Here is a 25,347-nt window from a genome sequence, read left to right as displayed (position 1 = left end):
AAGCCCGGAGAAAGCGCAAACCGCCGCCTATAGACGCACCACTACATCCACTGGAAACCCAAGATCATTCCCACACAACTACCGGACCGCAGGCCAAACGCCCGAACAAGCAAACCGAACACGGCACCAGGCCACGCCCATCCCGCCGAACACAGCGGCTCCGGCCGTCCCGAATCCCACCCCCAAAGACGGAACACCAGACCCCAACGACCAAGCCGCCTGAGAACCAATGCTCCGTCACAGCATTCCAGCGGGGTCTAGCGGCCCTCGCCCAGTGGGCGGAGAAGGAAGGCGCAGAACGGCCGGTCCCGCGCGGCGCGGTCATCGACGTCGCGGTCGACGGCCAAGAGGAACCGACACCCGTACGGCTGGGCGTATGGGTATCCAACACCCGCGCACGGCGCGACAAGCTCACCCAGGAACAGCGGGACGCACTGCGGGAACTGGGCATGACCTGGGCCTGACTCGGTCTGGCGCTGAGCCACAGCGCGCGACAGCCCGGGCCGCAGTGACCTGGGCTGTCGATCTTGTACCCGCTCCAGCTTCAGAGGTGAAGGCAGCTTGTGTGGCTTCCTCGTAGGGGCGGAGCTACGGAGCCAGCAACTGGTCGAAGAACCCGCTTAGCATGAGCTTGGCAGCTTGTGGGTCCACGAACTCGGCCCCGCCAAACCGGTACACCTCGTACCCCTGCAGACGGATCCGCCGATCTTCTCGGACCATGTCGGCGTACAGGTCGGGTGCGACCTTCCCATCACGCGAGTAGTGCTCCTTCCCATCCAGCTCGAGAACGTATCGGCGACCGCCGGAAGCGAGCATCAGGAAGTCCATCCGCTGCCGCGTCAGCACCTTGCCTTCCGCCCGTTGACTCCGCTGATGTTGCGCCAAAGGGTCGTAATGGAGATACACCTGCGGCAACAGAGCAGGAAAGTCTCCGAAGCCTCGCTGCATCGCGTGATCCCAGTAGGTGTCCAGCAACAGCTGCTCCGGGGCATTGAGTGACCTCCTCAGCCGCTTCAGGAGCGCCTGCAGCCTGAGCTGCTCAGACATTCCGTACATGCCGTCCTGGAGGTGCCACCACTTGCCGAGGTCGCTCCAGGTGAGGCCCGCGGCTCCCACCGGGCGGTCATACAGCAGGCAGTGGTCCTTGTTCTTCGTGATCTCGATGACCCCACCCGCGACGTCCCTCCAGACGATCTCTGGCTTCTGCGCGGCGGCGAAGATGAGATTGCGCAGCTCGCCGCGCAGCCCCCGCAAGCCTCCGGTGAAGGTGGTCTGCTCGCGTCGTTCCAGCGCTGCGCGCGCCGGGGCGAAGACCCTGGTCAGGTCAGTATTGAGGCCGTTCTTGTGCTCCACCCGGAACGAGTAGTAGCCCTGCTTGTCGTGAAAGGGGACCTCGAACTCGATACCGAGGCGGCGCAGAACGGCCTTGAGACACCGTATGACCGCTCCCGTCTCCGAGTTGTCCATCAGTCCGTCGTGCTCAGGGTCCTGGGGCAAGTCGTCGATCAGCAGGTCGATGAGAGCGTGCGCAGCCTCTTCGTCACCGCCGGCGGACGGGGCGGTGCGAAGCTCGTTGATGGCCGCGCGGTTCAGCCTCGTATATGAGTACTGGTCACGCTGGACGGTTTCAAAGAAGAGTTCCTGCGGCACCCTGTCCCCCTCAGCCCTCGTCGTCCGGCAGAACCCGAACGCCGGAATGATGATCTCGCAGGCCACTGACACCTCGGGCTGATAGCGGCACTCGAGGTGGACCGGCGGGCGGGCGGTCAAGGAGGGCGCCGAAGAAGCCAGCGAGTAGAGGTTGGGCGCGGTCGCGGTCGCGGAGTTCGTCGTGGCCAAACCGGAACACCTCGTAACCGCGGAATTTCAGGTCGCGGTCGCCAGCCATGGTTGCGGCGTACTTCGCGCTGTCAGGCTTGGTGCCGCCGTTCCGGGTGAAGTGCTGCATGCCGTCGACTTCCAGCACCACCCGCCGGGGGCCCGGGAGCAGCATGAGGAAGTCCATCCGCAGGTTCTGCATGGCGTGCACGCCGCGTTCGCGGAGAGGCTTGGGGTCCCAGTGCAGCCAGATCTCCGGCAGGAGGGCGGGCACGTCGTTCAAGTGGTCCCAGTTGGCGTGGTAGTAGTGCCAGAAAAGGTTCTTCTGTCCTGGGGAGTTTGGTGGCAGGGAAGCCTCCATGCGGCTGTAGAGGGCCCGCGCCGCCTGCTCCTGGTCAGGGATGTTCCGGGTTTCCTGCCACCAGGACAGGATGTGCTTCCAGAGCAGTCCCTCTTTGCCGACGGGGTGGTCGTAGACCAGCACCTTGTCATCGCGTTCGGCTACCTCGATGTCGTTGTCGAGGGCGCTGGTGAAGCGGATGTCGGGCTTGCCCAGAGTGGCGAAAATGAGGTTACGCGGGCGGCGTGTGGTGCCACGGCCGTGCTCGACGAGCTGGAATTGGGGGTAGCCATCTGTTTCTCCGTGCTGGCTCAGCTGGGCGCCCGCTGGGTTCAGGTGCCGGTTGGCCAGTTCAACGAAGCGGCGCTGCGCCGGCTCGTCGGGTAGGACGGCGGAGGATGCCAGGCCCTCGATGAAGTGTCCGAAGCGGGGGTGTGGTGCTTCGAAGGCACCGAGCTGCTCGAAGAATTGCTCCGTCGTCCAGTCGTCCGGGAACCGGATCACGTGGCGCTCGATCTGGGTGCGCAGGCTGTTGGTCGTGGTGGTCCACCCGCCAAGTGGATCGTTGTCCAGGTACCATAGTCGGCCCAGCAGGCCCATGAAGCGGTCCGGGTAGCCGAGGTGGTCCGACAGATCGAAGTCTGTGGCCAGCTCGCGCCTGGTCCGGCCCGGGATCTGCACGTGGTGGCGGCCGAGCCAGAGAACATCCTGCAGCGCCATCCGTTCGGCCTGGCCGAGCTCCTCCTGCTCAAGAGCCGCCTCGGCGACATCCGGCAGACGGTCGTCGGGGCAGGCATTCAGGCTGGCCACCAGGCGCTCGCGCTTGGTGTCGCCCGCACCGGGCGGGGGAAGGCTGAGGCGCTCGCACAGCGCCGGCAGTTCCTTCACGGTGTAGCGCGTGTACAGCGTGAGGAGCACGCCGTCGATCAGCCTCCGCAACCGCGCCATGTCCATCTGGTCCCCCATCCCATGATGATGAGCGACGCCCGGACACGATTCCACCTGTCCGCTCACCTTGCCCGGCAGCCAAATTCGCAGTGCACTCCCGCGCTGCCCTCTACCTTGATGCGCATGTCGCACGAATCGATCCACGAGCACCTGCTGATATCGGCTCGGAAGTGGGCGCGTACGGCTGTCGACGCGTACCTGGAGGAGCCCACCGACCAGGACTTCGCCGTGCACCACATGGCGGTCGCGGTGGAGCACGCGTCGAAGGCGTACCTGGCGTCCATCGCTCCCGTGCTCCTCGCGTCGGTGAAGCAGCCGAGCGTGGACGACCTCCTGGTCCTGAGCGGGAACGAGGACATGACGAAGAAGGGCCGCGCCGGGCTCAAGACCATCGGCGGTGAGGGGACCATCCTCAGGGCTACCCAACTCCTGGGCCCCGAGCACAAGGCGCCTGCCAAGCTCAAGGAACTGCGGGAGTCCCGTAACGGCATCACCCACATGGGGTGGGGCCAGCCCGTCACCGAGTGCCGCGCACTCATGGCCGCAGGCATCGAGCACATCAACGCGCTCCTGAAAGCACTGTCGACAGAGCCCGACGGCTTCTGGAGCACCCACCTCGAAGCGTGCACCGCGCTGGTGGCCCAGGCCATGACCGAGATGGAGATCCGGTACCACGCGAAACTCCGGCAGGCCCGCGAGCGCTTCGCCGCGACCACCCGGCGCCTGTCCGAAACCGAGGTCGCCGAACTCGCCAGCAGCCTCTCCGCATTGCCGACGGCCGCCCCGTGGCCGATCGCCATACCCGCAGAATGCCCCGCGTGCGGACACACCGGCTTCGCAAGCGGCCGGGATAAGTCGGGCGAGTACGGTGCGATCTGGTTCCTCCCCCGGCACTTCGGGTGCCGCCTGTGCGGTCTCACACTCACGCTGTGGGAACTTGACCTCGCTGGAATCAAGGGCCAGGTACTCAACGACGACGAAGCCGACCCTGACTGGGAACCCGACTTCGAGACGTACTGAGGGCTCAGGCGGATATTCCTCCGCTGACCGTGCCCCATCCGTTAGGAACTCGGACAAGCTGAATGCCAAAGACCTTGGCCCATGCCATCCGGGCACCGCGCTGAGCAGCGCGAACGGCGGGGAAGCAGAAGGCGTAAGCGTGGGCTGGCGTCTTCTTCACGTATTTCGTAGACGGTCTTCCACGGCCCGAACCGTTCGGGCAGGTCACGCCACTGAACGCCGGTCCGCACCCGGTACAGAATCCCGTTGATCACCTGTCGGTGGTCCCGCCACCTGCCGCAACGCCTGTTGCTGACCGGCAGGAACGGCCGTAGCCGTTCCCACTCGGCATCGCTCAGATCACCCCGCCCCATGTCTACAGCAACGACCTGGACTCGAATTAGTCACATGATCGGCCGGACAAGTCCTAGCTGCTTGGCCCGGTGATCCGCCCCGGCCACCCACACGGCCCGGCACACCCCCCACCCGGAACCGGATACAGCGGTGAAGCACTCGCGCTGGCGGCCGGGCAAGACCGCCACCTGCGCCCCTCCTGTGACAGCGAACCTTGAGCGTGTGCCAACGTAGTTTGACTGCCAGTTCCCACTGGCTCTTCGGCTGAACCGCCGCTCGACTATGGTCACTGCGGCGCGGTTGCTGCCTGCGAGAGGCAGCAACCACCCGTCCAACACGCCCGCAGCTTCTACGCCGAGCGGCACAGGATCACTTGGTGCGGTAGCTGGCGCTCTCCCAGTCGACGCCGTAAGAGCACTCGGCCTTGGCGTAGCCATAACGCCAGGCACTGGTGTTCCGCTGTCCGTCTACGCAGGTGATCGTGATTTGCACGTAGACGCCGGGACACTTCGCGTGGGCCCGGCCGGCGCCTCCGGGCCCGGCGTTGTCGAACCACGAGCTGCAATTGTCGGCAGCCGCCGTGGGGGTCACGACAACGGCAGCGCGCCCGGGGGCAGGTGCGGCAGCCGCAGACGGCGCGGCAACGAAGACGCTGGTGGCGAGGCCAGCCGTGGCGGCCCCGAAAGCAAGCAGCGTGCGCGCTTTCACATGCGTTCCCTTCTCCTGGTCTCAGATGCTCCTTGCCCTCCTAGCGTGGTCTGCGCACCGGCCGGAATTCAGCGGACTCACCCCCAGATGTCCGAAAAGCAGGCCTATCTCGTCTGAACGCCGACTACTCCCGACGAGCGGCTCCAGCGGCAGAAGAACCCGGGCACCTGGGCGCAACTCCTGCCCGAACAGCGCGAGCGGCTGACCACGCTCGGCATCACGGCCCCCGAGGCCCCGCTTCCGCGCCCGCAGCGGCGCGTACAGCGAAGGGGCCGGGCAAGGCGCAGCAGGCGTTCCAGCGGGGCTTGGCGGCCCTAGCCCAATGGGTGGAGAGGGGAAGGCGCGGACCGGCCGGTGCCCCGTGCCCACGGCGAGGAGATCACGGTCGAGGGCGAGGCGGAGCCGGTGGTCGTGAAGCTGGGCGTGTGGGTCTCGAACACCAAATCGAGGCGCGACAAACTCACCGCGGAGCAGCGCGCCGCCCTCGCGAAGCTCGGTATGGACTGGGCCTGACCAAGGCACGCACGGCTGTCCGTAGTGGGCGGCCAGTGCTCACTGCCTGTCTCGGGGCGGGAAGAATCCCTGGCGTTCCGAACCGTCCACGCTAAATGCGTGGACGGTGGCACGCCCCCTGCTGGCCGCATGGCTCTGCCCTGCTACAAGAAGCTCGCGAGACCCGCCACGTAACTAGTTTGCCCTGCGCCGCGCTTCTTGCGCCGCAGGGCATACTGGAATCCGCTGGCGTCAGGTAGCGCTGAACCAGCAAATATTCACATACTCAAGCGGGTCCTCGTACGCCTGCATTCCCGAGTGGATGCGTTCCAGCGTCTCAGAGCGGGAGAGACCCCACGGGATGACGCCCTCTCCATCTTTTGGGCTCATATCCCCCACCTTGATGCCGTGGTCCATCATGTCTCCGATAAGTCTGAGTGCAGCTTCTTGCACCTCAACTTCACTGGCGCTCTGACCTGCTACGGTTTCGGCTGCGTCCCAGAGTGGAGTGAAGTAGACCGGGGACATCTCTGCGTATCGGATCAGATAATCCAGCTCGGCGCGGTACCCGGCGTCGGTCAGCATGAGCGTTCTTCCTTACTTAGCGTGGTATCGCTTAAATCCGAACTCTTTGGCGAGGTCCTTGGTGAAGTCGATCGTGGTATCGCCGGCCCCGCCTGAGCCGCTGAAGTTTCGGTAGTTGACGTTCCCGCCTTCCATCTTCCACACTTCAACGCTTCCCTTCCCGGGGACCTGCGTCACCGGATCAGGCGGGCCGAGCTTGCTACGGAGCTCATCAGGAGCGCACATCCCCGGTCGGCGGGAGGACCGGCAGCAGCCGGCAGCCGGGCCGGCCGTCCCCGCGTAAAAGGCGAGTCGCCCGCCCTGGAGCCTGTGGCAGGCGACGGGGGCGGCGCGGGCACGAGCGCGGTAGAGGCCGACCGGAACGTACTGCCCCGCTGTTCGTGGTACGGGAAGGGCGGCTGCATGGGATCGTGGTGACGGCATGTCAGGGGCTGGGTACGGGGGTGGCTCGATGGGGCGTGGGGCGCGCTGGTGTGTGGCGGCCGTGGTGACCGCGGTGGCGTTCGCCGCGCCAACGGTGGTGTGCGGGGTGTGGGTGCCGCCGTCGCTGATCGAGGACACGGGAGTGCGCTGGGCGGTGGCAGCGGGTCTGGGCACGGTACTGGCCGCACTGGCCGGGCTGTGGGGCCAGGGCTTCGCCACCGGCAGTACCGACCCCGGCCGTGCCGACACGGCCGGGACGGTGGCGGCGCGCGGCGATCGGTCGGTCGCGGTCCGCGAGGTCCCGCACAGGGGCGACAAGGCGGGGCCCGCCCTTTACAACTCTCACGATGAGGTCATGCCATCCACTAAGGATGATATGACCTCATCGTCGTTCGAGGCGCGCCAGTTCAGTCGCTATTAATTCGGATCCGGAATAGGGTCAGGAGTGACTCCTAGTTCCTTCAAATCTCGACGCAAGCGGTTCACCAACCGGCGGATTTCCTGAGCCAAGGTTGCCCAATCAACCCCTGCCGACCACACGCCAGGCTCCAGAATTGATCCTACTGCCCAGCCGTCTTCTTTTTCTTCGATTATGACCCAGCCGGGGTCTGTTGACATTGTGTCGAGAACGAAAGTCCCGTGCTCCTCCCCGGCAATCCAAATGCTGAGATGGTAGGCGAGTTCCCCCAGCGGGAACAATGGTTCGGCAAGGATCTGCCGGTTACCGTCCTGGATCGAGAGATCGCCTTCAATTGCGTACAGGCGCTCTGCCAGCGTTGGACCCGTCGGCTCGCCCGCCTGGAGGTTAGTGTATGAGATTTCCACTCTTCAGCCTTACTGCAGTCAGGGATTGTACGGGAAGGCTCCAAAGACTCGCCCGTCATTGGTGACGATGATTCGTATTCCCGACTGCCCCTTGGTGCCAACTACGCGACCCATGGCGACTTCCATCTTAAACGTATCGGGCAGTGAATTTGGCTTGAAGACCGCATTCGGTGACGTCATTGCTTCGGCTACCCACTGCTGAGCGGTCGCCTTGTCCGAGGTGGCGAACTTCGCCTTGCGTGTCAACCCACCATCGAGATGGATGTCCTTGATGGTGAACTTGGACGGATCTTTGGCTGCCTGCAGCGCGATTTCAGAGGCCTCGGACATGCGCCCAACGCGAGATGCCTCCGCGATCTTCTCTACATCCTTGAGTGTCTTGAGGCCCTTGATTTCAACCCCTCCGGGGATGAGCATCGCCAGGGCTTCGCCGCACTTCTTCGCGCTGGGGTTCTTGTAGCACTCGGCGGCCAGGTCTGTGCCGGTGATGGCCCAGACGAAGGCTACGAGGCGGGGGTCGTACTCGGGGGCCTCGATGGTGCCGCCCTTGTTGACGCAGCGGACCAGGTTCCAGTCGACGCCGGCGACGTTGTTGTTGGGGACGCAGCGCGGCCTGTTGTCGGCTGCAGCGTGCTTGTCGCGGGCTTCCTTAGCGGCCTTGCGGGCTGCGGCTTCTTCCTGCTTGAGCAGGTCGATGGCCCGGCCCTTGGCGGCCTTGGCGTCGGCGTCGGCCTGGGCGGCGGACTTGCCTGCAGCCAGCGCCGACTCCCTGGCGTCGGCTGCACTGTCGTTGGCCTGCGCAGCCGACTTCTGTGCGTAGCTGGCCGACCATGCGGCCTCGGCGGCGGATTCGGTAGCGGCCGCGGCGTCGCGGTCGGCGGCATCGGCCGCGTTGCGGGCGGTGGTCGCGGACTTGGCGGCCTTGTCCGCGCTGGTCTGGGCCTGGTCAGCGGACTTGTCGGCGTCGGCCGCGTAGCCCTTCGCCTGCTCGGCGGACTTCTTGGCGTCCGCTGCAGCGGCCTGCGCGTCGGCGGCGGCTCCGTTGGCTTCGTAGGCGGACTGAGCTGCGAGGAAGCTGTTCTTGCGGGCGGTAGCGGCCATGGAGTCGGCCCGGGCGACCAGACTGGTGACCTGGGCGACGTGGGTGGCGGCGAGCTGGTCCTTGCGGTCGGCCATGTACTGCCCGACGGCGATGAAGTCGTGCAGTTCGTTGACCGGTCCGGCCAGGGCGATCTTCGCCGCGGCCTTCACCTCGGCACCGCCGTCGTTGACGAGCTTGGAGGCCTGGGCCTCTTCGTCGGTGCTGCGGGCGACGTACTGGCCGTGCGCGATGAACGCGGCCAGGGCCTTACCGCCGCCGTCGGCGAGCGCGGCCTTGCCGGCCTCCTGCACGCTGACTCCGCCGGCGTTGACGATCTTGGAGACTTCCACCTCCATGTCGGTGGCACCAGAGGTGTACTGGCCGGTGGTGTAGAAGTCGTTGACTGTCTTTGCATCACCCTCAAGGGCCTTGGTCGCGGCGGTGCGCACGCTCTCGTAGGGACTGGTGGTGCTCAGCTCGGAGACGGCGTCGCGGGTCTCGTCCTGCACGGCCGTGGTCCAGCCGGTGCGCAGGAATGTGATCACGTCCTGGTCGGTGCCTCCCAGAGCGTCGGCGGCGGCCTGGCTGACCCATGGGCCGCGGGTCTTCATCGCGTCCAGGGCGAGCTGGCGGCCCTTGGCCGCGAGCGCGGTCTGGTCGGCGCCTGGCTTGGCGGCCTCAGCACCGAGAGTGGCCGCGGTGGCGTCCAGGTCATGCGCCTTGACGGCAACGCCGGCGACCTGGGACACGGACTCGTCGTAGGTGGCCTTCTCGGTCTTGGCGACCTCGATGGCGGCGTTAGTGCGGGTGGTCAGCTCCTCCGCCTCGGTCTCACGCGCGATGCCGAAGACCTGGTGCGCCGTGGTGGCCGCATTGGTGGCGGTGTCGGCGGCTTGTTTGGCCGCGGCCGCGTGCTGGGTCGCCAGCTTCGCCGCTTCGGCTGCCGTGCCGGCGAACTTGGCCGCGGCGTCGGCAGCGTCGGCGGCCTTGTCGGCGTGGTCGGCTGCCGAGTTGGCGTAGTCGCGTGCCTGGTTGGCGGCGGTGGCGGACTTGTTCGCGAGTGCCTCGGCACGGTCCGCGGCCCGGTTGGCCTCGGCGGCGTGACGGCGCGTCTCTGCAGCGGCGGCCGCGGCCTCGCCCGAGTGGACACCCGCCGCTTCGGCAGCGGTGTTGGCGCGGTCGGCCGCATCGGCGGCCGCGTTCGCGTTTGCCCCGGCGCTGCGGGATGCCTTCACCGCGGCCTTCGCCGCCAGCGACGCCTTGCCCGCCTGGTCCGCGGCCACTGCGGAACGGCGCGCGAGATCGGCGGCCTTGTGTGCGGCCTTGGCCTTGGCGGCTGCATCTGCGGCCTGGTTCTTGTCCTTGCCCGCGGCGATGGCCGCGTTGTAGGCGTCCTCGACCGCGTCCGCAGCCTGAGCAACGGCGCTCGCCGTCTGCGCGGCCGCGAGCGCGGCGATCCGTGCGGAACGGTTGGCCGCGTTCGCGGCACTGATCGCACTCTGCGCAGCGCCGGCGGCCTGGCGGGCCGCATCGGCGGCCTGCTTGGCCTTGACTGCGGCCTTCTTCGAGTCGTTCTTGGCCGCCTCGGTCTCCGTCGCGGCCTTCTCGGCGGCCTTCTGCGCCTGCTCGGCCGCCGCGATCGCCTTCTTCGACTGCTCCTGAGCGTTCTCGGTTTCCTTCTTCGCCTGCTTGCCGGCCTTCTCCGCCTGGTCCGTCAGCTCCTGGATGGTGGCGTGTTCCTCGTCGCGGTCTCGCGCCGTGAACTGGCCGACCTCCAGGAACTCCCGTATGTCGTCCGCGCTGCCCTTGAGGGCGAGCTTGCCTGCGGCCTGTACGTTCGGCCCACCCGCATTGATGAGCTTGGAGACCTCGACCTCATCGTCGATCTCCTGGGCGTCGTACTGGCCCTGGTCGAGGAACTTGGCCCGGTCGGCCGCAGTGCCGTTCAGGGCCTTCTTCCCGGCCTCCTTGACGCTGGTCCCGCCGTAGTTGACGACCCGGGAGACATCGACCTCCTGGTCCTGCTCCAGCTGGGCCTTCCACCCGTCCTTCAAGAACGCATGCAGATCAGCAGGGGTACCCGCCAGTGCCGCCTTCGCGGCATCCCGAACTGCCGGACCACCCACATTGAAGATGCGGCTGGCATCAACCTCGTCATCGACGTTCTGGATGGCGGGCACATCGGCAAGGAACTTCTTGACGTCGTCATCCGACCCCAACAACGCCTGCTCGGCAGCTTCCTTGACGCCGGGGCCTCCGGTCAGCCAGAGCGCAACAGCGTCGCCACGGTCCGTCGCGAAGTCCTCGTCGTCCGCCACCGCTGGAACGGCGCTCCCCAGCAGCCCGGCTATGAGTGCGCCGGGAAGCATGACTGCCGCGCCGCGGGCCCCCCACATCCGTGTCCGGTTGTGCCATCGAGCCGCAGACCGGCGCGTGGCGCCGGCCGCCCCCTGGCGTGGTCGTCTTCCCACCCTGATTCCTTCCTCCGGGTCCACACGGCGTGCGGGACCTCATTCCGGCCGCGGTGAAGGTGCGACTCCTCGTAATGCCCACCCCTAAACGGAATGCCCGTTTCAGGCGCATAGCGCGAAATGCGAGTTACTCGCTGAAGTAAAGCCCAGCACCTTCACGGTGACTTCATCTGATCGCACAACAATCCCTGGTCTGAGGGCTGTTGAGGAGAGCTGCAGCATACATGTGCTTTACTTGTGGAAATTTTGTGGGCATTGTTCATTCCAGCCCACCCCTGCCCGGAAGGACGAAGTGGCGATATCCCGTGCCCGAAAGGCACTCATCACCGGTGCCGTTGGAGCCCTGGCCGCAACCGGCGGCCTCCTCACCCTGAACACCGCGCAGGCCGAGCCGCAGGCCGCCCCGGCCGCCGCCGCGGCCACCGACATGCCCACCACCGCCGAGACCTGGGACTACCCTGGCGCGGCGAAGATCGCCGCCGACAAGGGCATCACCCTCAAGCGCGGCGACGGCCACATCACGCTCGCCGACTGCGCCCAGACCTACGACCTGCAGGTCCGCTCCCGGCTCGGGCACTTCTGCTTCACGGTCACTGGCAAGACGGGTCTGCTCACCCTCGAGCTGCCGGACTCCTTCGGCATCGACAACGGTGCGCACCCCGTGGAGGCGACGCTGGATGCCGGCGGCAAGGAGAGCGTCGTGAAGGCCCCGGTCAACGACTACACGCCGATGGGCGAGTCCGGCGCCTCCGGCGAGCGCTCCATCCTGGTCGAGCTGCGCGTCACCGGCTGACCAGCACCCCCGGTCGGCCCCGCCTCTTGTGAGGTGCGCGGGCCGCCGCACGGCTCCCGGGTCCAACCGGTCGGCCGCTCCTATTCGTTGTTCCTCCTGATCGGAATCCTGCGCACCCGTGTCCACAACTTCCCGTCGAGCAGCCCTGACCAGCCTGCTCGCCACCTCACTCGCCACCGGCGTGTTCACCGCCCTGCCCGCCCAGGCCGTCACCGGGGGTGAAGCCGCCGCCCTGACGGCCGCGTTCACCGCCCGCATCGACATCGGCGACGGTGATCGCACCTGCTCCGGCGTCCTGGTCGAGTCGCAGTGGCTGCTGACCTCCGCCACCTGCTTCGCCGACGGCAAGCCCGCCGCAGGCCCCCCGGCCAAGGCCGCGAAGGTCACCATCGGCCGCACCGACATGACCTCCAACACCGGGCAGGTACGCAGCATCGTGCAACTTGTGCCGCGCACCGACCGCGACCTGATGCTGGCCCGGCTGGACAAGCCGGTCACCGACATCGCCCCAGTGCCGATCGCCGCCCAGCCCCCCGCCGCGGGAACCGATGTGACCGTGCCCAGCTACGGACGCACCAAGACCGAATGGTCGCCACTGAAGATGCACGTCGGCACCTTCACTGTCGGCGCCACCAGCAACAGCGACCTGCCGCTCGCCGGCAAGGACGGCTCCGCCATCTGCGACGGCGACACCGGCGCACCCGCACTGGCCGTCAACGGCGGCAAGAGGGAGCTCGTGGGCATCAACTCCCGATCCTGGCAGGGTGGTTGTTTCGGCACTGACGCTGCCGAGACGCGCACCGACGCCCTCGACACGCGTGTCGACGACCTGGCCGGCTGGGTATCGGCGCACGTCGCGCGGTGGGGTCTGAAGGCAGAGGCCAACGGCAAGTACGTCGCTGCCGAGTTCAACGACGCGGGCAACCAACAAGGCAAGCTGCGCGCCCGCAGCAACGCCCCCACCGGCAGCTGGGAACAGTTCGCGCTCCCCGCAAACGGCACCGACGGCGGCATCAGCCTGCAGGCCCAGAACGGTGACCTGTACGTCAGTGTCGAGGTCGAGGATGCCGGCACCCACGCCGGCATGCTGCGCGCCCGCGCCACCAGTGCGGGCAACTGGGAAAAGTTCAAACTCGACCGCCAGAGCAACGGAAACTACTCCCTCAAGGCAATGAGCAAGCTCAAGTACGTGTCCACCGAGATCAACGACAGCGACACGGACAACGGACTGCTGCGCGCGCGCAGTACCACGATCGGCAGCTGGGAACGTTTCAGCCTCACCCGCGCTGACAACTTCCCCACCGCCTCCCGCGACGCCGCCCAGCCCGGCCCGCTGCCCACCTCATAACGTGTCCCTCTGGTGGGCTGATCGTTGATCGGACACCTCGACCCGATCAACGATTCCTAATACTGCAATCACAGTTATGGGGTTTTGTGTGACTGAGTGTCCCGGTGTCTGCCGATCTTGGTGTGCGTCAAGCCGAGTTCTGGCGTGGGGGGGTTGGCGGGGTTACACGCGCGGTTCGCTGCGCGGTTTGCCCCGCTCGTAGCCGTGAGTGACACCGGCTGGGCAGGCAGCGAGGATCGACCCGAGTGCGCGTGCTGCCCGCATGTCGACCGAGTTGCTGACGAACGAGCCTCAGTCGACAAGGTCTCTCGCTTCATAGCTGGCCAGCCCCATGGCAAGCAGGGGCGGTACCAGTGCGTTCAGATACCACGCCATGTCAGTCAGGGCTGGTGCTCCAGAGAGCCTTCGCCGGTCGATCGTCGGGATGAAGGAACAGTGCGATCGGCCAGCATGAAAAAGTAACTGGCCACCGGTTTCCGCAGTTGAGTGATAGATGCAGACGCCGACGTGGTAGTCGATGTTGTCCGGTGAATCCACCACGGTCAGGACCTCAGCTGCCTGGTCGGTTGAAGCCGACTGCCAGTCGAACAGGTCGTCGTTGTTGACCATGTAGGAGATACCAAGCGGTTCCTGCAGCGACCACCCCTCACCGGCAAGAGCTCGCACCACGGCATTTACGGTGACGGCACGTGCGAACACGAGATCGATGTCGGCGGTCCTGGACATTCGCTGCTCCTGCGGTGGGACTGATCGATGTCGGAAGCGTTTCACGTGTTGGCATCGGTCATGGAGCGAGGAGCATCGCTTCGCTGGTCTGCGCACGGCGCAGCGCCTGGGTGTACTTCCCCCCCGGTGCGGCTCGCCCGGCGAGCGGTCTGCGCGGCGGTGGACTGGTTCTTCGGCATGACGTACTCCTCTGTCGGACCGGGCCACGCCCCCGGCACCGGCTCGTACGACTGCCGTAGAGCACGACGGATCGCAGAACGGTAGGGAGCGGGCCCCGCAGGACCTTCACCTCCGCACCCCGGCGGCGTGGCTCCAGGGGCGGGCGGTGATCGGCAGTACGCGCTAGCCGAGCAGGATGCTAACCGGGCCAGCGGCAGCGGCCGAAGCCACGAGCCGCCAGTTCCCTCGAAAGGGCGAGGGTGCCGGCCCTGCGTGCTGGACAAGCCCGCGCCGCCGTCAGCGCTTTGTCGTCGAGCCGCGGGCTGTCGTCCCTGTCTGTCTACCAGGAGCAGCGGATGGGGCCCGCTTTATGGCGATGCTGACCGACCAGTTCCCCGGCTCGGAGATCGCCCTGGGCATCCAGCGGCGCCGTGCGCGGTCGTCGCATTCGGCCATCAGCAGCTCAGCGAGGAAGCCGCGGTGGGTCATTTGGTCCTTGGCAGCCGCGGAGGCGATGTCGGGGAACTCGGCCCGGATCGTCGGCAGCCTCAGGAGCCGGCAGGCGGTGTCGATGGCGGCGTCGGCGGCCTGCTCGGTCATGTTCCGTTGGCGGGGCAGGGTCACTGGACTTCTCCCTCACGGTGGGTGCTGCCACTGGTGCGGTGGCGGCGGAGCAACTGGTCATAGGGGCTCACCGAGGGCAGCGGCCTGGTGTCCGGCGGCAGGCGCGCGAGCCGCCACTCGTGCAGGAACGTGATGGTCGCCGACGGCTGGCCTGCCGGATGCAGATCGCGCGGCGTGGGGATGGTGGTGGGTTCGTCCTCGGTCTGGGCGGCTTTGCGGGCCTCCAGGGCAACCGCGTCTGCGGTCAGAGCTCCAGCCCGCAGGGCCGTGGCCAGGCCAGTGACAAGGTGTTCGTGCGCGATATGCCGGCCCAGCAGCAGCACTTCGATCAATGCTCGAGTGCCGTCCCTCTCGCCGTGGACCTTGCGGGCGACCGCCCACCAGGCGTCATGAACCGGGGTGAATCTCCCCGCCGAGCGGGCCTGTTCCAGGGCGGTGGCGCCGGGGAAAGCACCCGGTTTGCGGACCAGGGCCTCCAGGTAGTGGTCCAGCTCCAGGCGGATTCCGCACTTGGCGATCAGGCGTTCGCGCCGGGCCACTTCCACGTTCTGGTCGTAAACGACCAGGTGAGAGGCGTGCAGCATGACCCGAACCTTCTTGCCGATCAAACGGACGGGGACCGAGTAGCGGTTGGTGCGGACGGTGATCTGGCTGTAGCGGTCCACTCGCGGCGTGTACAGCCGGCCCGTTTCGAACGGCTCGTCCGGGAGGGGTGCCAGCAGCGGCTGTTCGACAGCGAAGTACTCGTCGATCGTCCGGGGCCTGGCCCCGATGCGTCGACGCCCGTCGTGGAGGTCCCACTGGTCGACCAATTCGTTCAGCTCGGCGAGTGACCGACTTCCGGGACGGGCGTGAAGTGATTGCGGCGGAAGTATCCGATCTGCCCCTCGACCCCGCCCTTCTCGTGGGTGCCCTCGATGCCGGGGCGGCAGTAGAAGCTCTCGATGCCGAAATGGGAGCGGAAAGCGATCCAGCGGTCCGTTTCGACCCGGGCCCGGCTGAGTCCCAGGACCTGGGCGACCGCGGACTTCAGGTTGTCGTAGCGGACCTTGGTCCGCGGAACCCCGCCCAGCGTCCTGAGCGCGTGCACGTGGCCTTCGAAGAAGGCTTCCTGCCCGCAGGAAGTCGAAGACGCGGTGGACGGCCTTGCCTGAATAGGACAGGCGGAAGGAGAACAGGTAGCAGGTGACCAGTTCGCCGGCCAGCCACACCTTGACGTCGCCGAAGTCGACCTCGGCCTCCATGCCGGGCTGGTGGGACTGTGGGACGAACGCCTCCACCGGCGTCTTCCCGGACGCCGCCAGGATCTCGGGCTTCCCGTCAGCGACGTAGCGCCGGACCATCTGGTACGAGATGTCCTCGGCCCCGTTCTCCTCGACGAGCCGGTGGAAGATCCGCGTGACCGTGTGCCGCTGCTTGCGCGGCGCATCCAGATCCGCCCGCAACATCTGGTCGATCGCCGGCTTGTACGGATCGAGAGCGGTCGCACGCGGCGGAAGCTTCTTCCACGGCTCCGGCAAGGCCGAGTTCACCGCCTTCCGCACTGTCCGGTACGTCACCCCGTACTTGCGCTCCAAGGCTCGCATCGACACACCAGCACGGTGGTCACGCCGGATCGCCGCGTACAGCTCGACCTTCGACATCTGCGGCATGACCAGCACCTTTCACCAGGAGCATCCCGATGCTGCCCCGGCAAGAACCACAGTGCTGTCAAAACTCGTGAACATCACCCCGACCGTGGATCGGGGTGCCTCCCAAACCCGTGAACAACCGCTGTCGCTACCCGTGAACAAAACCATCCGGGCGGCCAAGTTGCCTGGGCCATACCGACTGCAACGGGCAACGAACCATACCCAGAGCCCCTGGGCTCCGCCGATCCTACGAATGACCAGTTCGAACCCGCCAAGAAGGTAAGACGGGCAACCCCCGGGCAGTCAGGTCGGGCGAGTGACGTCGTGGATGGCGGCGAAGCCCTCCGCCCGCAGGGCGTCGGGCGTCGCCTCACAGGCGCGGGCGTGCTGCCACGCGAGGACGTCGTCCGGTACGCGCCGGAGGCCGGGCGTCGCGCGTTGCGGGCACGGCAGGTGTCCAGGCCCGGCAGGACCCGCAGCACGACCGCCGGGCGACCGTGCGTACGGGCCCGCTGGATGACGTCGGCGCGAACGCGGGGCTCCACGTTGATGCTGTCCAGATACACGCTCCTGCCCCCTTCCAGGTGGGCGTCCAGGAGAGCGTTCTGCCGCGCGACGGCGGCGGGCGTGGCTCGCTGGTCGCCCGCGCCGCCGCACACTTCCTCGCGCAGAGTATCGAGGCAGACGACCACCAGGCCATGGGCTTCGGCGGCGCGGGCGAGGGTGGACTTACCCGCGCCGGCGGGACCGACCGCGACGACCAGCGTCCCCGCCGCGACCGTGCGCAGCACCTCATCCGCGGCGTACATCATTGCTTCCCCTTTTTGCTGGTCAGAGGTCCTGGACGGCGCGCAGCGCGGCGCTGACGTGGGCCATGACCTCCGGGTCGACCTCGCCCTGCAAGACGGCGCCCGCGAACCGGGTGGCGATGTGGAGCTGCTGGATGTTCATGGTGACCGCCGTCCGGTGCAGAGGGGCGAAGATCTCCACCGACATGGCGGTGTCGGGGTAGCGGCCGGCGGGGTGCAGCACGATCGCCAGGACCGCCCCGAACGCCTGGTCCAGCCCGGTCAAACTGATGACCAGAACGTCACGGCCATCCGCGAGGGTCCAGACCTCGCCGCGCCGGATCTCGTGGTTCACAGGCTGTCGCCCACAGGACGCACCCGGTCGAAGAGGCTTCTGCTCATGGGAGCCTTCCAGGCGCAGTTCGCAGCCGGTGAGAGTCCCGTCGGACGTTCCCCCCCCCCCCGGCTGACCTGCGCCGTGCCGGGGTACAGAGCGCGTACCGCGACGTGGATCGGCGACGAGACATGCGGACCCCGTGGCGTTCCTATGAGCCGCTCCGTCACCAGGGCGGGGGCGGGCCCGTACAGGCATACCTCCGGCGCGCTCCACACCCCTGCGGGCAGGGGCGTCACCGACCCTCGACGAGGAACGCCCGCCCTGCCATGCCTACGACGAGTTCAGCGCCCCCTACCGAGTAGCGCTCGCTGGCAGCCAAGTCGCCGACGAACGCGCGGCACACACTCGACGTCGGACACCGTCGCCGGAGTTACGGGGGGAACCTAAGCAATCATGGCCGCATCATCTTCGACACTTGTTGTCCCCTTCCAGGGTGGTCGACCCTCGTCGCCGAGATCACCCGGCGGCCGCCGCCGAACTCGGCCTCAGCGGCGCAGCCCACGGCGATCAGCGCCGCGGCCAAGGCCCGCAGGATGGCGAGGACGGACCTCCGAGGAGGCGACAGCCGCCGCAGCGATCCTGCACCGCCAGCTTTCGCAGGGCGCGACCGGCGTCAACGAGCCGGCGGGGCCGGTCGGGCTTCCGGGGCGGCGGACATGTTCGCATCTTCGGGCCGGAGGCGTAAGGGTGTGCGGTCAGGCCCGCGTGGCGACCTTTTCGGCACGGTGCGCAGACGGCAGGCCGCACCACCGCGCCGCGCGGGCCAGCACATCCGAGCCCAGGGCGCCAACCCCCCGGTAGAACTCCGTATCCGCCTGCGCTTGGACCATCTCCATGAAGCCGGGCCCCCAGACAAGCAGATGATCGGCGAGGAACTCCCGCAGCGCGTCGGCGAACGTCTTCGCGCGTGCGGCCCCGGCCCCGGTCCCGTCCCCACCCCCGCCCCCCGCGTCTTCCAGCGCGTCGGCGACCCGGGTGCACACCGTGGCCACCAGGTCGAGTTCGAGTCCGATGTGGTCGTCGGGCTCGCGGTCCAGCCGGGGCGCGGAGAGCCTGAACCTGGCGTAGAACGCCCGGACCTGGAAGGTCTCCCGCTCGAACACCAGCTGTTCGTCCGAGCGGTGGACAGACTCGTACGGCGGTGCCAGCAGCCGCTCGGGACCTACGAACAGCCGGTTGTAGTCCCGGGTGACGGCGGCCGTGTCCTCGCCCGCCTCCGCCGAGCGCGCCAGGCACGCCAGGCCATGGCCGGTCGCCCCGCTCGGCGGCAGCGGCCAGTCGGCGAGCATTCCCGGGTCGCGCAGCCGTCCCAGAGCCTGCTGATCGGGAGGCGCCAGCAGGAGCCGGGAGACGACGGTGGAAGCCGCCGCGAGTGCGTAGAGCGCAGTGACGGTATCAGGGGCGATGGTCGGGTCGCCGACGCAGCCGGTTACGCCGGCCAGGTCGGCCGCGCCGTCGTCGAAACCGGGAACGTCGTCGGCAGGGCCTGTGGGGGGCTGGGGGTCCAGCGCAGGGGGAGTCATGGGGTGCGTCGTCCGTTTCCGTCACATGCCGATGCGGATCATCGACTCGTAGAACTGCGAGCGCCCGATGAACTCACCGATGAGAACGAGGGCGAACGCCGCCGGGGCCAGGGCCGCCAGCCGCGCGGGCTCGACGCGCGCTCCGGCCGTGAACCGGTACAGCAGGGTGCCCAGCACTCCGGCCCCGAGGAACACCAGCACCAGCCGCGCCACGAACCAGGCCCCGGAGTACACCGCGGCGCTCTCGGCCGCCACCCCGCCGGCGGATGACAGGGCCGACACGTGGAGCGGTACGGTCACGAACTCGACGCCGAGCAGCACGATCGCCGCCACGGAGAGGCCGTTGAGAACGGTGCGCAGCGTCGGCGGAGAGCCCGCCTGCCCGCCCCCCGAGGCGGCACCGACAGCCTCGGAAGCACCGGCCGGCTCCGGGCGGAGCTTCGTCATGACGGCGAGTACGGTGGCCACCACGAGGGTGCCGAGCAGCAGCGCTGTGGTGTAGAAGGCCGCGGGCGTACGCCAGTTGTGCCACGCGGGCACGGTGACCAGCGAGTAATAGATCATGCTCATCGCGTGGACGAGGACGAGTCCGGCCAGCGCGGCGAGCGCCGTCAGCCCCCGGCGTAGTCCCCCACTCCCCCATCCGAACCACTGGGCCGCCACGCAGCACAGCCCCAGGCCCGCGAAGACCATGCCCAGCACGATCTCGCGGCTGAGCCAGGACGAGTCGACGTGCCGGAAGACGTTCATCACGTGGAAGACATCGTTCATGTGGAACATGGAGGCCAGCAGGCCGACGCAGAGCGTGATCCAGGCCGCGTACAGGGCCGGGTTGGTGATCTTCTCCAGGGCCTCTCCCGCCTCGCGGCTCCGGGCTGCGGCGATCAGACGCAGGACTGCGACGACCGTGAACGCCCCGACGCTGAGCTGGGCGAGCACCGTGAAGAGGATCATCGGCAGTTCGTGCAGACTCATGGCTCAGATCTCCCGCTCGTTCAGGATGTGGCCGGTGCCCGAGCCCGGGCGCTGGGCGTCGCGGTGCGGGGTGATGACGAGGTTGGGGCGGGTGACCGAGGGGTCGGGCAGCGGTTCCACCCCGGCGTTCGTGCCGTGGCGCTTGCGCAGTACGTCGATCGGCCCCCAGTCCAGCGCGCGCGAGGGGCAGGCGGCGACGCAGGCCGGGTCGTCGCCCTCGGCCCGGTAGTCCGCGCACATGTCGCACTTCGACATGTGACCGGTCTCCTTGTTGAACTGCGGTGCCGAGTACGGGCAGGCCCACTCGCAGTAGCGGCAGCCGACGCACTTGCTCTCGTCGATGCTGACGACACCGTCCGGCCCCTTGGACATGGCCGTGGTGGGGCAGACCTGCACGCACACCGGGTTGTCGCAGTGGTTGCACGAGACGGAGACGTACGAGGTGAAGATGTTCGGCGAGAACGTGTCGTCGGACTCCTGCCAGGTGCCGCCCGCGTACTCCGCCACGCGCCGCCAGTTGACGTCCACGGGCAGGTCGTGTTTGTCCTTGCAGGCGATCTGGCAGGCCTTGCATCCGGTGCACAGGCTCTGGTCGAAATAGAAGCCGAGTCGCTCGGGCTTGGACATGATGTTCCTCTTCCGCGCGTCAGACGCGTTCGATCTGGACGAGCGTCGTGTGCTGCGCGTTGCCCTTGGCCACGGGTGTCGGTCGCCAGCTCGTCAGGGTGTTGACCGAACCTCCCTTGTCCACACCGTTCTTGTCGGGCGTGAACCACGCTCCCTGCGGCACGGAGACCACCCCGGGGGCGATGCGGGGCGTCACACGCGCGGGCAGTTGGATACGGCCGCGGCCATTGAAGACATGCACCATGTCGTCGTTGGCGACGCCGCGGCGCTTGGCGTCCAGCGGGTTGATCCACACCATTTGGGGGTGCGCCTCACGCAGCCAGGGCGAGTTGCCGTAGGTGGAATGCGTGCGCTGTTTGTAGTGGTGGCCGATGCACTGGAGCGGATAGCGCTTGTGTGCGCGGGCCTCCTCCTGCCCCTCCCAGGTGGGGATGTACTCGGCGACGGCCGAGATCCGGTCGCCGTCGGGCAGCTCCCAGGTCTTCGACATCTCCCACAGCTTGGTCGAGAAGATCTCGATCTTCCCGGAGGGAGTATCCAGCGGGTTCTTCTCGGGGTCCTCGCGGAACTCCTTGAGGGGGATCAGACCGCTGCCGGTCGGCGCCTTCGTCTTCCAGACGCCCATCTTCCTCAGCTCGTCGAAGCCGGGCATGCCCGGAACGCCCTTGCGGGTCTCCTCGACGGTCAGGCGCACCCACTCCTCCTGGGTGCGTCCCTCGGTGAACTCCTTCTCCACGCCCAGCTTCTTGGCGATGCCGGTGCAGATCTCGTAGATCGGCTTACAGTCGTAGAGCGGTTCGATGACCTTGTCGGCCAGGATCGTGTACCCCATGTTGCCCGCGCTGCCCTGCTGGGCGAGGTCCAGTTGCTCGGCGTTGGAGACGTCGGGCAGGAGGATGTCGGCGTACCGCGCGGAGACCGTCATCTGGTTCTCGATGACGACGATCAGCTCGCACTTACTGTCGTCCTCGAGGAGCTTGATGGTCCGGTTGATGTCGGCGTGCTGGTTGACGTTCGCGTTGCCCGCGTACTGCCAGATCATCTTGATCGGCGCGTCCAGCTTGTCCTTGCCCTGGATTCCGTCCTTGAGCGCGGTCATCTTCTCGCCGTGGTCGACCGCGTCGGTCCACAGGAAGAACGGGATCGCCGTCTTGACCGGGTTCTCCTTGAGGAACGGGAGAGAGAGGGGCAGGCCGTAGAAGCCCTCGCGGGCGCCGGTGCCGCCGCCGGGGACGCCGATGCAGCCGGTCATGGCCGCCAGAGTGAAGATGGCGCGCGAGGTGTTCTCGCCGTTGGCGTGGCGCTGCGGGCCCCAGCCCTGGTTGATGCTGACGGGGCGGGCGGTGCCGATCTCGCGGGCGAGCCGTTTGATCGTGGCGGCGGGAACACCGGTGATGCGGGCGGCCCACTGGGGGGTCTTGGCGGTGCGGTCGGGGCCGTCGCCCATGACGTACGACGTGTACGAGTGACCTGCGGGGATGCCGTTGGGCATATGGTCCTCGTCGAAGCCCTGGCAGTACTTGTCGAGGAACTTCTGGTCGTACAGCTTCTCGGAGATCATGACGTGGGCGAGGCCGGCCACCAGGGCGGCGTCGGTGCCGGGGCGCAGCGGAATCCACTCGTCGCCGATCGCGTGGGCGGTCTCGGAGTAGCGCGGGTCGATGACAATGGTGCGTACGTTGTGCCGCTTGCGGGTCTGCTGGGTCACGAAGGTCTCGCCGCCGCCGGACATCCGCGTCTCCAGCGGATTGTTGCCGAAGAGGACTTGCAGCTTGGCGTTCTTGGCGTCGTCGAGGCTGTTGGAGGAGACCGATTCGCCGTAGTGGTACTGCCCGCCGGCCGTGATGGCAGCGGTGCTGTAGTCGCCGTAGTGGTTGAGGAAGCCGCCGACGCAGCTCATCAGGCGGGAGATCAGCGACTTCTCGGGGGAGCTGCGGCTGAAGGTCGCACCGGTCAGTCCGGTGCCGTACTGGAGGTAGATGGACTCGTTGCCGTAGTCCTTGATCAGCCGCTTGAGGGTGGCGGCGATCTCGCTGTACGCCTCGTCCCAGCTGATCTCCTTCCATTCGCCGCCGCCGCGCTTGCCGACGCGCTTCATGGGCTTCTTCAGCCGGTCGGGACTGTAGATGCGCTGGCGGATGGAGCGGCCGCGTACACAGGCGCGGATCTGCTGGGTGCCGAGCTTGTCGTCGCCCGTGTTGTCGGGCAGGACGCGCACGATGCGGCCGTCCTCGACCTGCATACGCAGCGGGCAGCGGGAACCGCAGTTCACGTTGCACGAAGACCAGACGATCTCGGGCGTCCTCGCGCCGTCCTCCGCCGTGGCCGCGTTGGCCGCGCCGACACCGGGGACCCGGTTGAAGAAGGTGCCCCCGCCCACCAGGGCGAGTCCGCCGCCGACCGCGGCCGACCACTTCAGCAGGGACCGCCGTCCCAGCCCACCGGCGGCCGTCCGCCTGGCGGAGTCGTCCGCCTCGACGTCGTGCGACATCACGTGCCTCCTGTCGGGATGAGGCGCTCCGTCAGGCGCCCGCAGACCACACACAGTCTCGGGTGCCGTCCTGGGCAGATCGTGCAGTGAAAGTCTGGGCCACGGGGGCCCAAAGGCCCCATCTGCGGATGACACAAGACCGTTAGCAGAGCCTTACTGGCTCTAACAAGAGCTGCCGATCATGAGCATGTCGGCGGTTCTGTCCGTAGGTCTGAGTATGGGAAAGCGTGACCCGCGGCCGTGGGTCATCTCGGATGAACTGCCGCCGTTGATCGACCCGTTGCTGCCCGTTCCGGGACCGAAACTGGTGGGGGCAGACCGCGAGTGCCGGGCCGGCAGGCAGGCGTTGTGCGGCATCCTCTTCACCCTGCACACCGGCATCCAGTAGGAGTACGAGCCCCATGAGCTGGGGGTGCTCCCCCGCCCGCCGCGTCCTAGCCGTCCAGGAAGGCGGCCAGGGCGGCGGCGCTGCTCTTCCTCGCGGGTGGTTTGCCGGGCGAGGACGTCACGGTCGGTGTATGGGCCGGCAGCGGGGAGGCGGGCTCGACGTGACCGTCCTCGGTGACTAGGGCTCCCACATAGGTACGCGGGCCCGGCCCCTACGGAAGCGGAATTCTGCGCGGTGAACAGAGGCGGCCCGTCTGGCGCGGGGCGACGCACCCGACTGTAGCGGCGGTACGGCGCCAGGGCGGCGGGACTGAAAGCGAGCTGGCCGGTGGGCCTCAAGCGGCCTGCGGGTTGACGCAGCGGAGGCGCGCCCCGTACTGAGCTGATGGCTGCGACGGTCTGCGGGTCCCAGGCGCCGCCGGGGGCGACGCCCGTCGCGGCGAAGTAGCCGTCGATGCGGTCGGCATCACCCGTCAGGGCGAAGTGCCGGCAGGCCAGGGCGTGCTTGACGGGGGCGGTGCTGATTGCCGGGATGGTGGGCGATCAGGGTGAGGGCGGCATGTCGTCGCCCAAGTGGGCCGGGGCGACGGTCAGGTGAAGGGCGCCGAGATCGTAGGCTCGTCGACCTCGCGGGCCATGACCGGACCGCCCGCCCGCCTACCCCGGCATCAGCCTGGCGGAGGAGCTTATCCCAGGCGAGCAGCCCGGCCACCCGTGCAAGGACCGTTCGGCGACGGCGAGTTCGTCCCCTTCGACCCGCACTTCCATCAGCTGTTTGGCCAGCTGTTCTTCGAGTTCGTCCAGGTTCCGTGCGCCGCGCGGTGATCCGTTCCAGCAGCTCGAAGTCCAGCACGCACCAGATACGTAGGGGGCCGTCCTACACCAGCGACCAGGAACTGGGAAGTGCTCGCGCTCCAGGACGGGCAAAGGAATAGGGGCGGCGGCCCGTCATCAGTGTGCCCAAGGCAAGCGGACCGCCTCGATCTCCGCGTCGTTCAACAGTGCACGGATGAGGGCTGGTGAACCGGCGACCTTGGTGGCCCACAGGTCGTAGTCGGTGCAAAGCACCCAGGAGCGGTCATCGGCCCAGAGGTTGGAGGGGCTGAAGTCTGCTTCGGACTGGTCATACAGGAGCTCGGCGTCGCCGAGTCGGCCTGCGCGCACATGGAGATCGTTCAGGTCGATGGCTCCGAGCATCAGCGGGTTGTAGTACGCAAGGCAGCGGGTGTCCGAGCCTGCGGGACTGTGCAGGGTGAGGGTGGCAATCAGGCGATTCCAGGTCTCCCGGTCCAGGCTTCCTTCGGTCGGCGGGACCATGCTCAGTGGCCAGCTGCCCTCCTTCTTGGCCGAGGGAAAGCAGCGGTAGGAGGGCATCAGCCCATCGGGCACCATCGGGTCGCCGGTCCGGCGGACGAGTTCGGTCCAGCGCAGCCGCCGCCAGCCGGGGCCGGGGTGCCGGGCACGGCCCAAACCTCCACCCGTGGCGATACTCACGGCGTCGAGGTCGAGGTCTCCGACAACGTGTGGCTGGGTGCTCCCGTCGGCTAGACGCGCTTGGTGGTACTCGTCGTACGACACGTCGGTCGGTCCCTGCACGTGCTCATACATGGCGTTGAGCACCCACGCCGCGTCAGGCATGGCCGGAGGCATAAACCCGGTGAGGCCGTCGCCACACATCTCCAGCAGCCAGTCTGTGGACCCAGGCGGCACGAGCGGCCACAGGCTGGACATCGGGTTCGGTTCCTCAGACATCTGCCCATGGTCCCAGTAGAAGTCTCCCTCTTCTACGAGGGGCCGTACCTCAAGAACCTACAGCCGACCGCCGGTAGACCAT

Annotated in this window: 20 protein-coding genes and 4 pseudogenes; 7 read left to right on the top strand and 17 right to left on the bottom strand. The window is 67.6% G+C overall.

Annotation, left to right across the window (positions count from 1 at the left end; all coding sequences use genetic code 11):
* The first annotated feature begins 29 nt into the window (after positions 1 to 29).
* Positions 30 to 464, top strand: a complete 435-nt coding sequence (locus ACZ7LY_RS14780; protein WP_471624966.1) for a helicase associated domain-containing protein — start codon at positions 30 to 32, stop codon at positions 462 to 464.
* 124 nt (positions 465 to 588) lie between these two features.
* Here the strand turns inward: ACZ7LY_RS14780 and ACZ7LY_RS14775 are convergent, their stop codons facing one another.
* Complete coding sequence (locus ACZ7LY_RS14775; protein ID WP_471624951.1) at positions 589 to 1,650, bottom strand: PDDEXK family nuclease; 1,062 nt, start codon at positions 1,648 to 1,650, stop codon at positions 589 to 591.
* Between the two features lie 10 nt (positions 1,651 to 1,660).
* Positions 1,661 to 3,124, bottom strand: coding sequence for an AbiJ-related protein (locus tag ACZ7LY_RS14770; RefSeq protein ID WP_471624950.1), 1,464 nt, complete (start codon positions 3,122 to 3,124; stop codon positions 1,661 to 1,663).
* A gap of 105 nt (positions 3,125 to 3,229) precedes the next feature.
* On the opposite strand from ACZ7LY_RS14770, the gene ACZ7LY_RS14765 reads away from it, so the two are divergent.
* On the top strand, positions 3,230 to 4,126 hold the full coding sequence (locus ACZ7LY_RS14765; protein ID WP_471624949.1) for a hypothetical protein: 897 nt from the start codon (positions 3,230 to 3,232) through the stop codon (positions 4,124 to 4,126).
* Positions 4,127 to 4,290: 164 nt separating this feature from the next.
* Here the strand turns inward: ACZ7LY_RS14765 and ACZ7LY_RS14760 are convergent.
* Positions 4,291 to 4,479, bottom strand: a pseudogene (locus ACZ7LY_RS14760) (transposase); the annotation flags it as partial.
* A gap of 349 nt (positions 4,480 to 4,828) precedes the next feature.
* Entirely contained in the window at positions 4,829 to 5,167 is a 339-nt protein-coding gene (locus ACZ7LY_RS14755) for a hypothetical protein (protein ID WP_471624948.1), read from the bottom strand.
* A gap of 141 nt (positions 5,168 to 5,308) precedes the next feature.
* Here ACZ7LY_RS14755 and ACZ7LY_RS14750 point away from each other — a divergent pair.
* Positions 5,309 to 5,680, top strand: a pseudogene (locus ACZ7LY_RS14750) (helicase associated domain-containing protein); the annotation flags it as partial.
* Positions 5,681 to 5,911: 231 nt separating this feature from the next.
* Here the strand turns inward: ACZ7LY_RS14750 and ACZ7LY_RS14745 are convergent.
* The gene (locus ACZ7LY_RS14745; RefSeq protein ID WP_471624947.1) at positions 5,912 to 6,244 is read right to left on the bottom strand and encodes a hypothetical protein; all 333 of its coding nucleotides are present in this window, start codon (positions 6,242 to 6,244) and stop codon (positions 5,912 to 5,914) included.
* A gap of 484 nt (positions 6,245 to 6,728) precedes the next feature.
* Between ACZ7LY_RS14745 and ACZ7LY_RS14740 the strand changes: the two genes are divergently transcribed.
* Positions 6,729 to 7,088, top strand: coding sequence for a hypothetical protein (locus ACZ7LY_RS14740; RefSeq protein WP_471624946.1), 360 nt, complete (start codon positions 6,729 to 6,731; stop codon positions 7,086 to 7,088).
* Here ACZ7LY_RS14740 and ACZ7LY_RS14735 read toward each other — a convergent pair.
* Positions 7,085 to 7,492, bottom strand: coding sequence for a DUF7878 domain-containing protein (locus ACZ7LY_RS14735; RefSeq protein ID WP_471624945.1), 408 nt, complete (start codon positions 7,490 to 7,492; stop codon positions 7,085 to 7,087). The two genes, ACZ7LY_RS14740 and ACZ7LY_RS14735, sit on opposite strands and share 4 nt — an antisense overlap.
* Before the next feature lie 18 nt (positions 7,493 to 7,510).
* Positions 7,511 to 10,891 carry an ALF repeat-containing protein gene (locus ACZ7LY_RS14730; RefSeq protein ID WP_471624944.1) on the bottom strand — a complete coding sequence of 1,127 codons (3,381 nt, stop codon included), beginning with the start codon at positions 10,889 to 10,891 and terminating at the stop codon, positions 7,511 to 7,513.
* A gap of 445 nt (positions 10,892 to 11,336) precedes the next feature.
* On the opposite strand from ACZ7LY_RS14730, the gene ACZ7LY_RS14725 reads away from it, so the two are divergent.
* Complete coding sequence (locus ACZ7LY_RS14725) at positions 11,337 to 11,837, top strand: hypothetical protein (RefSeq protein WP_471624943.1); 501 nt, start codon at positions 11,337 to 11,339, stop codon at positions 11,835 to 11,837.
* 118 nt (positions 11,838 to 11,955) lie between these two features.
* Positions 11,956 to 13,185: a trypsin-like serine protease gene (locus ACZ7LY_RS14720; protein ID WP_471624942.1), complete on the top strand. Its 1,230-nt coding sequence runs from the start codon at positions 11,956 to 11,958 to the stop codon at positions 13,183 to 13,185.
* Positions 13,186 to 13,476: 291 nt separating this feature from the next.
* Here the strand turns inward: ACZ7LY_RS14720 and ACZ7LY_RS14715 are convergent, their stop codons facing one another.
* The 9 genes and pseudogenes from ACZ7LY_RS14715 to ACZ7LY_RS14675 form a co-directional block, all read right to left on the bottom strand.
* Positions 13,477 to 13,911, bottom strand: a complete 435-nt coding sequence (locus tag ACZ7LY_RS14715; protein WP_471624941.1) for a hypothetical protein — start codon at positions 13,909 to 13,911, stop codon at positions 13,477 to 13,479.
* Positions 13,912 to 14,493: 582 nt separating this feature from the next.
* A pseudogene (locus tag ACZ7LY_RS14710) lies at positions 14,494 to 14,694 on the bottom strand (IS21-like element helper ATPase IstB); the annotation flags it as partial.
* A pseudogene (gene istA / locus ACZ7LY_RS14705) lies at positions 14,691 to 16,337 on the bottom strand (IS21 family transposase). The pseudogenes ACZ7LY_RS14710 and istA, both read right to left, overlap by 4 nt.
* A gap of 83 nt (positions 16,338 to 16,420) precedes the next feature.
* Positions 16,421 to 17,134: an AAA family ATPase gene (locus ACZ7LY_RS14700; protein ID WP_471624965.1), complete on the bottom strand. Its 714-nt coding sequence runs from the start codon at positions 17,132 to 17,134 to the stop codon at positions 16,421 to 16,423.
* A 22-nt stretch (positions 17,135 to 17,156) separates the two neighbouring features.
* A complete protein-coding gene (locus tag ACZ7LY_RS14695) occupies positions 17,157 to 17,468 on the bottom strand; it encodes a hypothetical protein (RefSeq protein WP_471624940.1) in 312 nt (103 codons plus the stop codon).
* 737 nt (positions 17,469 to 18,205) lie between these two features.
* On the bottom strand, positions 18,206 to 19,033 hold the full coding sequence (locus ACZ7LY_RS14690) for a TorD/DmsD family molecular chaperone (protein WP_471624939.1): 828 nt from the start codon (positions 19,031 to 19,033) through the stop codon (positions 18,206 to 18,208).
* Between the two features lie 21 nt (positions 19,034 to 19,054).
* Positions 19,055 to 20,008 carry a dimethyl sulfoxide reductase anchor subunit family protein gene (locus ACZ7LY_RS14685; RefSeq protein WP_471624938.1) on the bottom strand — a complete coding sequence of 318 codons (954 nt, stop codon included), beginning with the start codon at positions 20,006 to 20,008 and terminating at the stop codon, positions 19,055 to 19,057.
* 3 nt (positions 20,009 to 20,011) lie between these two features.
* A complete protein-coding gene (locus ACZ7LY_RS14680) occupies positions 20,012 to 20,635 on the bottom strand; it encodes a DMSO/selenate family reductase complex B subunit (protein ID WP_471624937.1) in 624 nt (207 codons plus the stop codon).
* Positions 20,636 to 20,654: 19 nt separating this feature from the next.
* Complete coding sequence (locus ACZ7LY_RS14675) at positions 20,655 to 23,126, bottom strand: DMSO/selenate family reductase complex A subunit (RefSeq protein ID WP_471624936.1); 2,472 nt, start codon at positions 23,124 to 23,126, stop codon at positions 20,655 to 20,657.
* Positions 23,127 to 23,343: 217 nt separating this feature from the next.
* On the opposite strand from ACZ7LY_RS14675, the gene ACZ7LY_RS14670 reads away from it, so the two are divergent.
* Entirely contained in the window at positions 23,344 to 23,514 is a 171-nt protein-coding gene (locus ACZ7LY_RS14670; RefSeq protein WP_471624935.1) for a hypothetical protein, read from the top strand.
* 950 nt (positions 23,515 to 24,464) lie between these two features.
* Here the strand turns inward: ACZ7LY_RS14670 and ACZ7LY_RS14665 are convergent.
* On the bottom strand, positions 24,465 to 25,265 hold the full coding sequence (locus ACZ7LY_RS14665; RefSeq protein WP_471624934.1) for a hypothetical protein: 801 nt from the start codon (positions 25,263 to 25,265) through the stop codon (positions 24,465 to 24,467).
* Positions 25,266 to 25,347 lie beyond the last annotated feature (82 nt).

The sequence above is a fragment of the Streptomyces sp. NPDC107550 genome, from assembly GCF_055639095.1.
The sequence above is the reverse complement of the archived record's forward strand: the minus strand, read 5'-3'. Positions and strand labels throughout refer to the sequence as shown.

Excerpts from the sequence above, each read along its gene's own strand:
- ACZ7LY_RS14690 (WP_471624939.1), bottom strand. The coding sequence starts at position 19,033 with ATGACTCCCCCTGCGCTGGACCCCCAGCCCCCCACAGGCCCTGCCGAC.
- ACZ7LY_RS14685 (WP_471624938.1), bottom strand. The coding sequence starts at position 20,008 with ATGAGTCTGCACGAACTGCCGATGATCCTCTTCACGGTGCTCGCCCAG.
- ACZ7LY_RS14715 (WP_471624941.1), bottom strand. The coding sequence starts at position 13,911 with ATGTCCAGGACCGCCGACATCGATCTCGTGTTCGCACGTGCCGTCACC.
- ACZ7LY_RS14770 (WP_471624950.1), bottom strand. The coding sequence starts at position 3,124 with ATGGGGGACCAGATGGACATGGCGCGGTTGCGGAGGCTGATCGACGGC.
- ACZ7LY_RS14745 (WP_471624947.1), bottom strand. The coding sequence starts at position 6,244 with ATGCTGACCGACGCCGGGTACCGCGCCGAGCTGGATTATCTGATCCGA.
- ACZ7LY_RS14765 (WP_471624949.1), top strand. The coding sequence starts at position 3,230 with ATGTCGCACGAATCGATCCACGAGCACCTGCTGATATCGGCTCGGAAG.
- ACZ7LY_RS14675 (WP_471624936.1), bottom strand. The coding sequence starts at position 23,126 with ATGTCGCACGACGTCGAGGCGGACGACTCCGCCAGGCGGACGGCCGCC.
- ACZ7LY_RS14680 (WP_471624937.1), bottom strand. The coding sequence starts at position 20,635 with ATGTCCAAGCCCGAGCGACTCGGCTTCTATTTCGACCAGAGCCTGTGC.
- ACZ7LY_RS14665 (WP_471624934.1), bottom strand. The coding sequence starts at position 25,265 with ATGTCTGAGGAACCGAACCCGATGTCCAGCCTGTGGCCGCTCGTGCCG.
- ACZ7LY_RS14670 (WP_471624935.1), top strand. The coding sequence starts at position 23,344 with ATGGGAAAGCGTGACCCGCGGCCGTGGGTCATCTCGGATGAACTGCCG.
- ACZ7LY_RS14700 (WP_471624965.1), bottom strand. The coding sequence starts at position 17,134 with ATGTACGCCGCGGATGAGGTGCTGCGCACGGTCGCGGCGGGGACGCTG.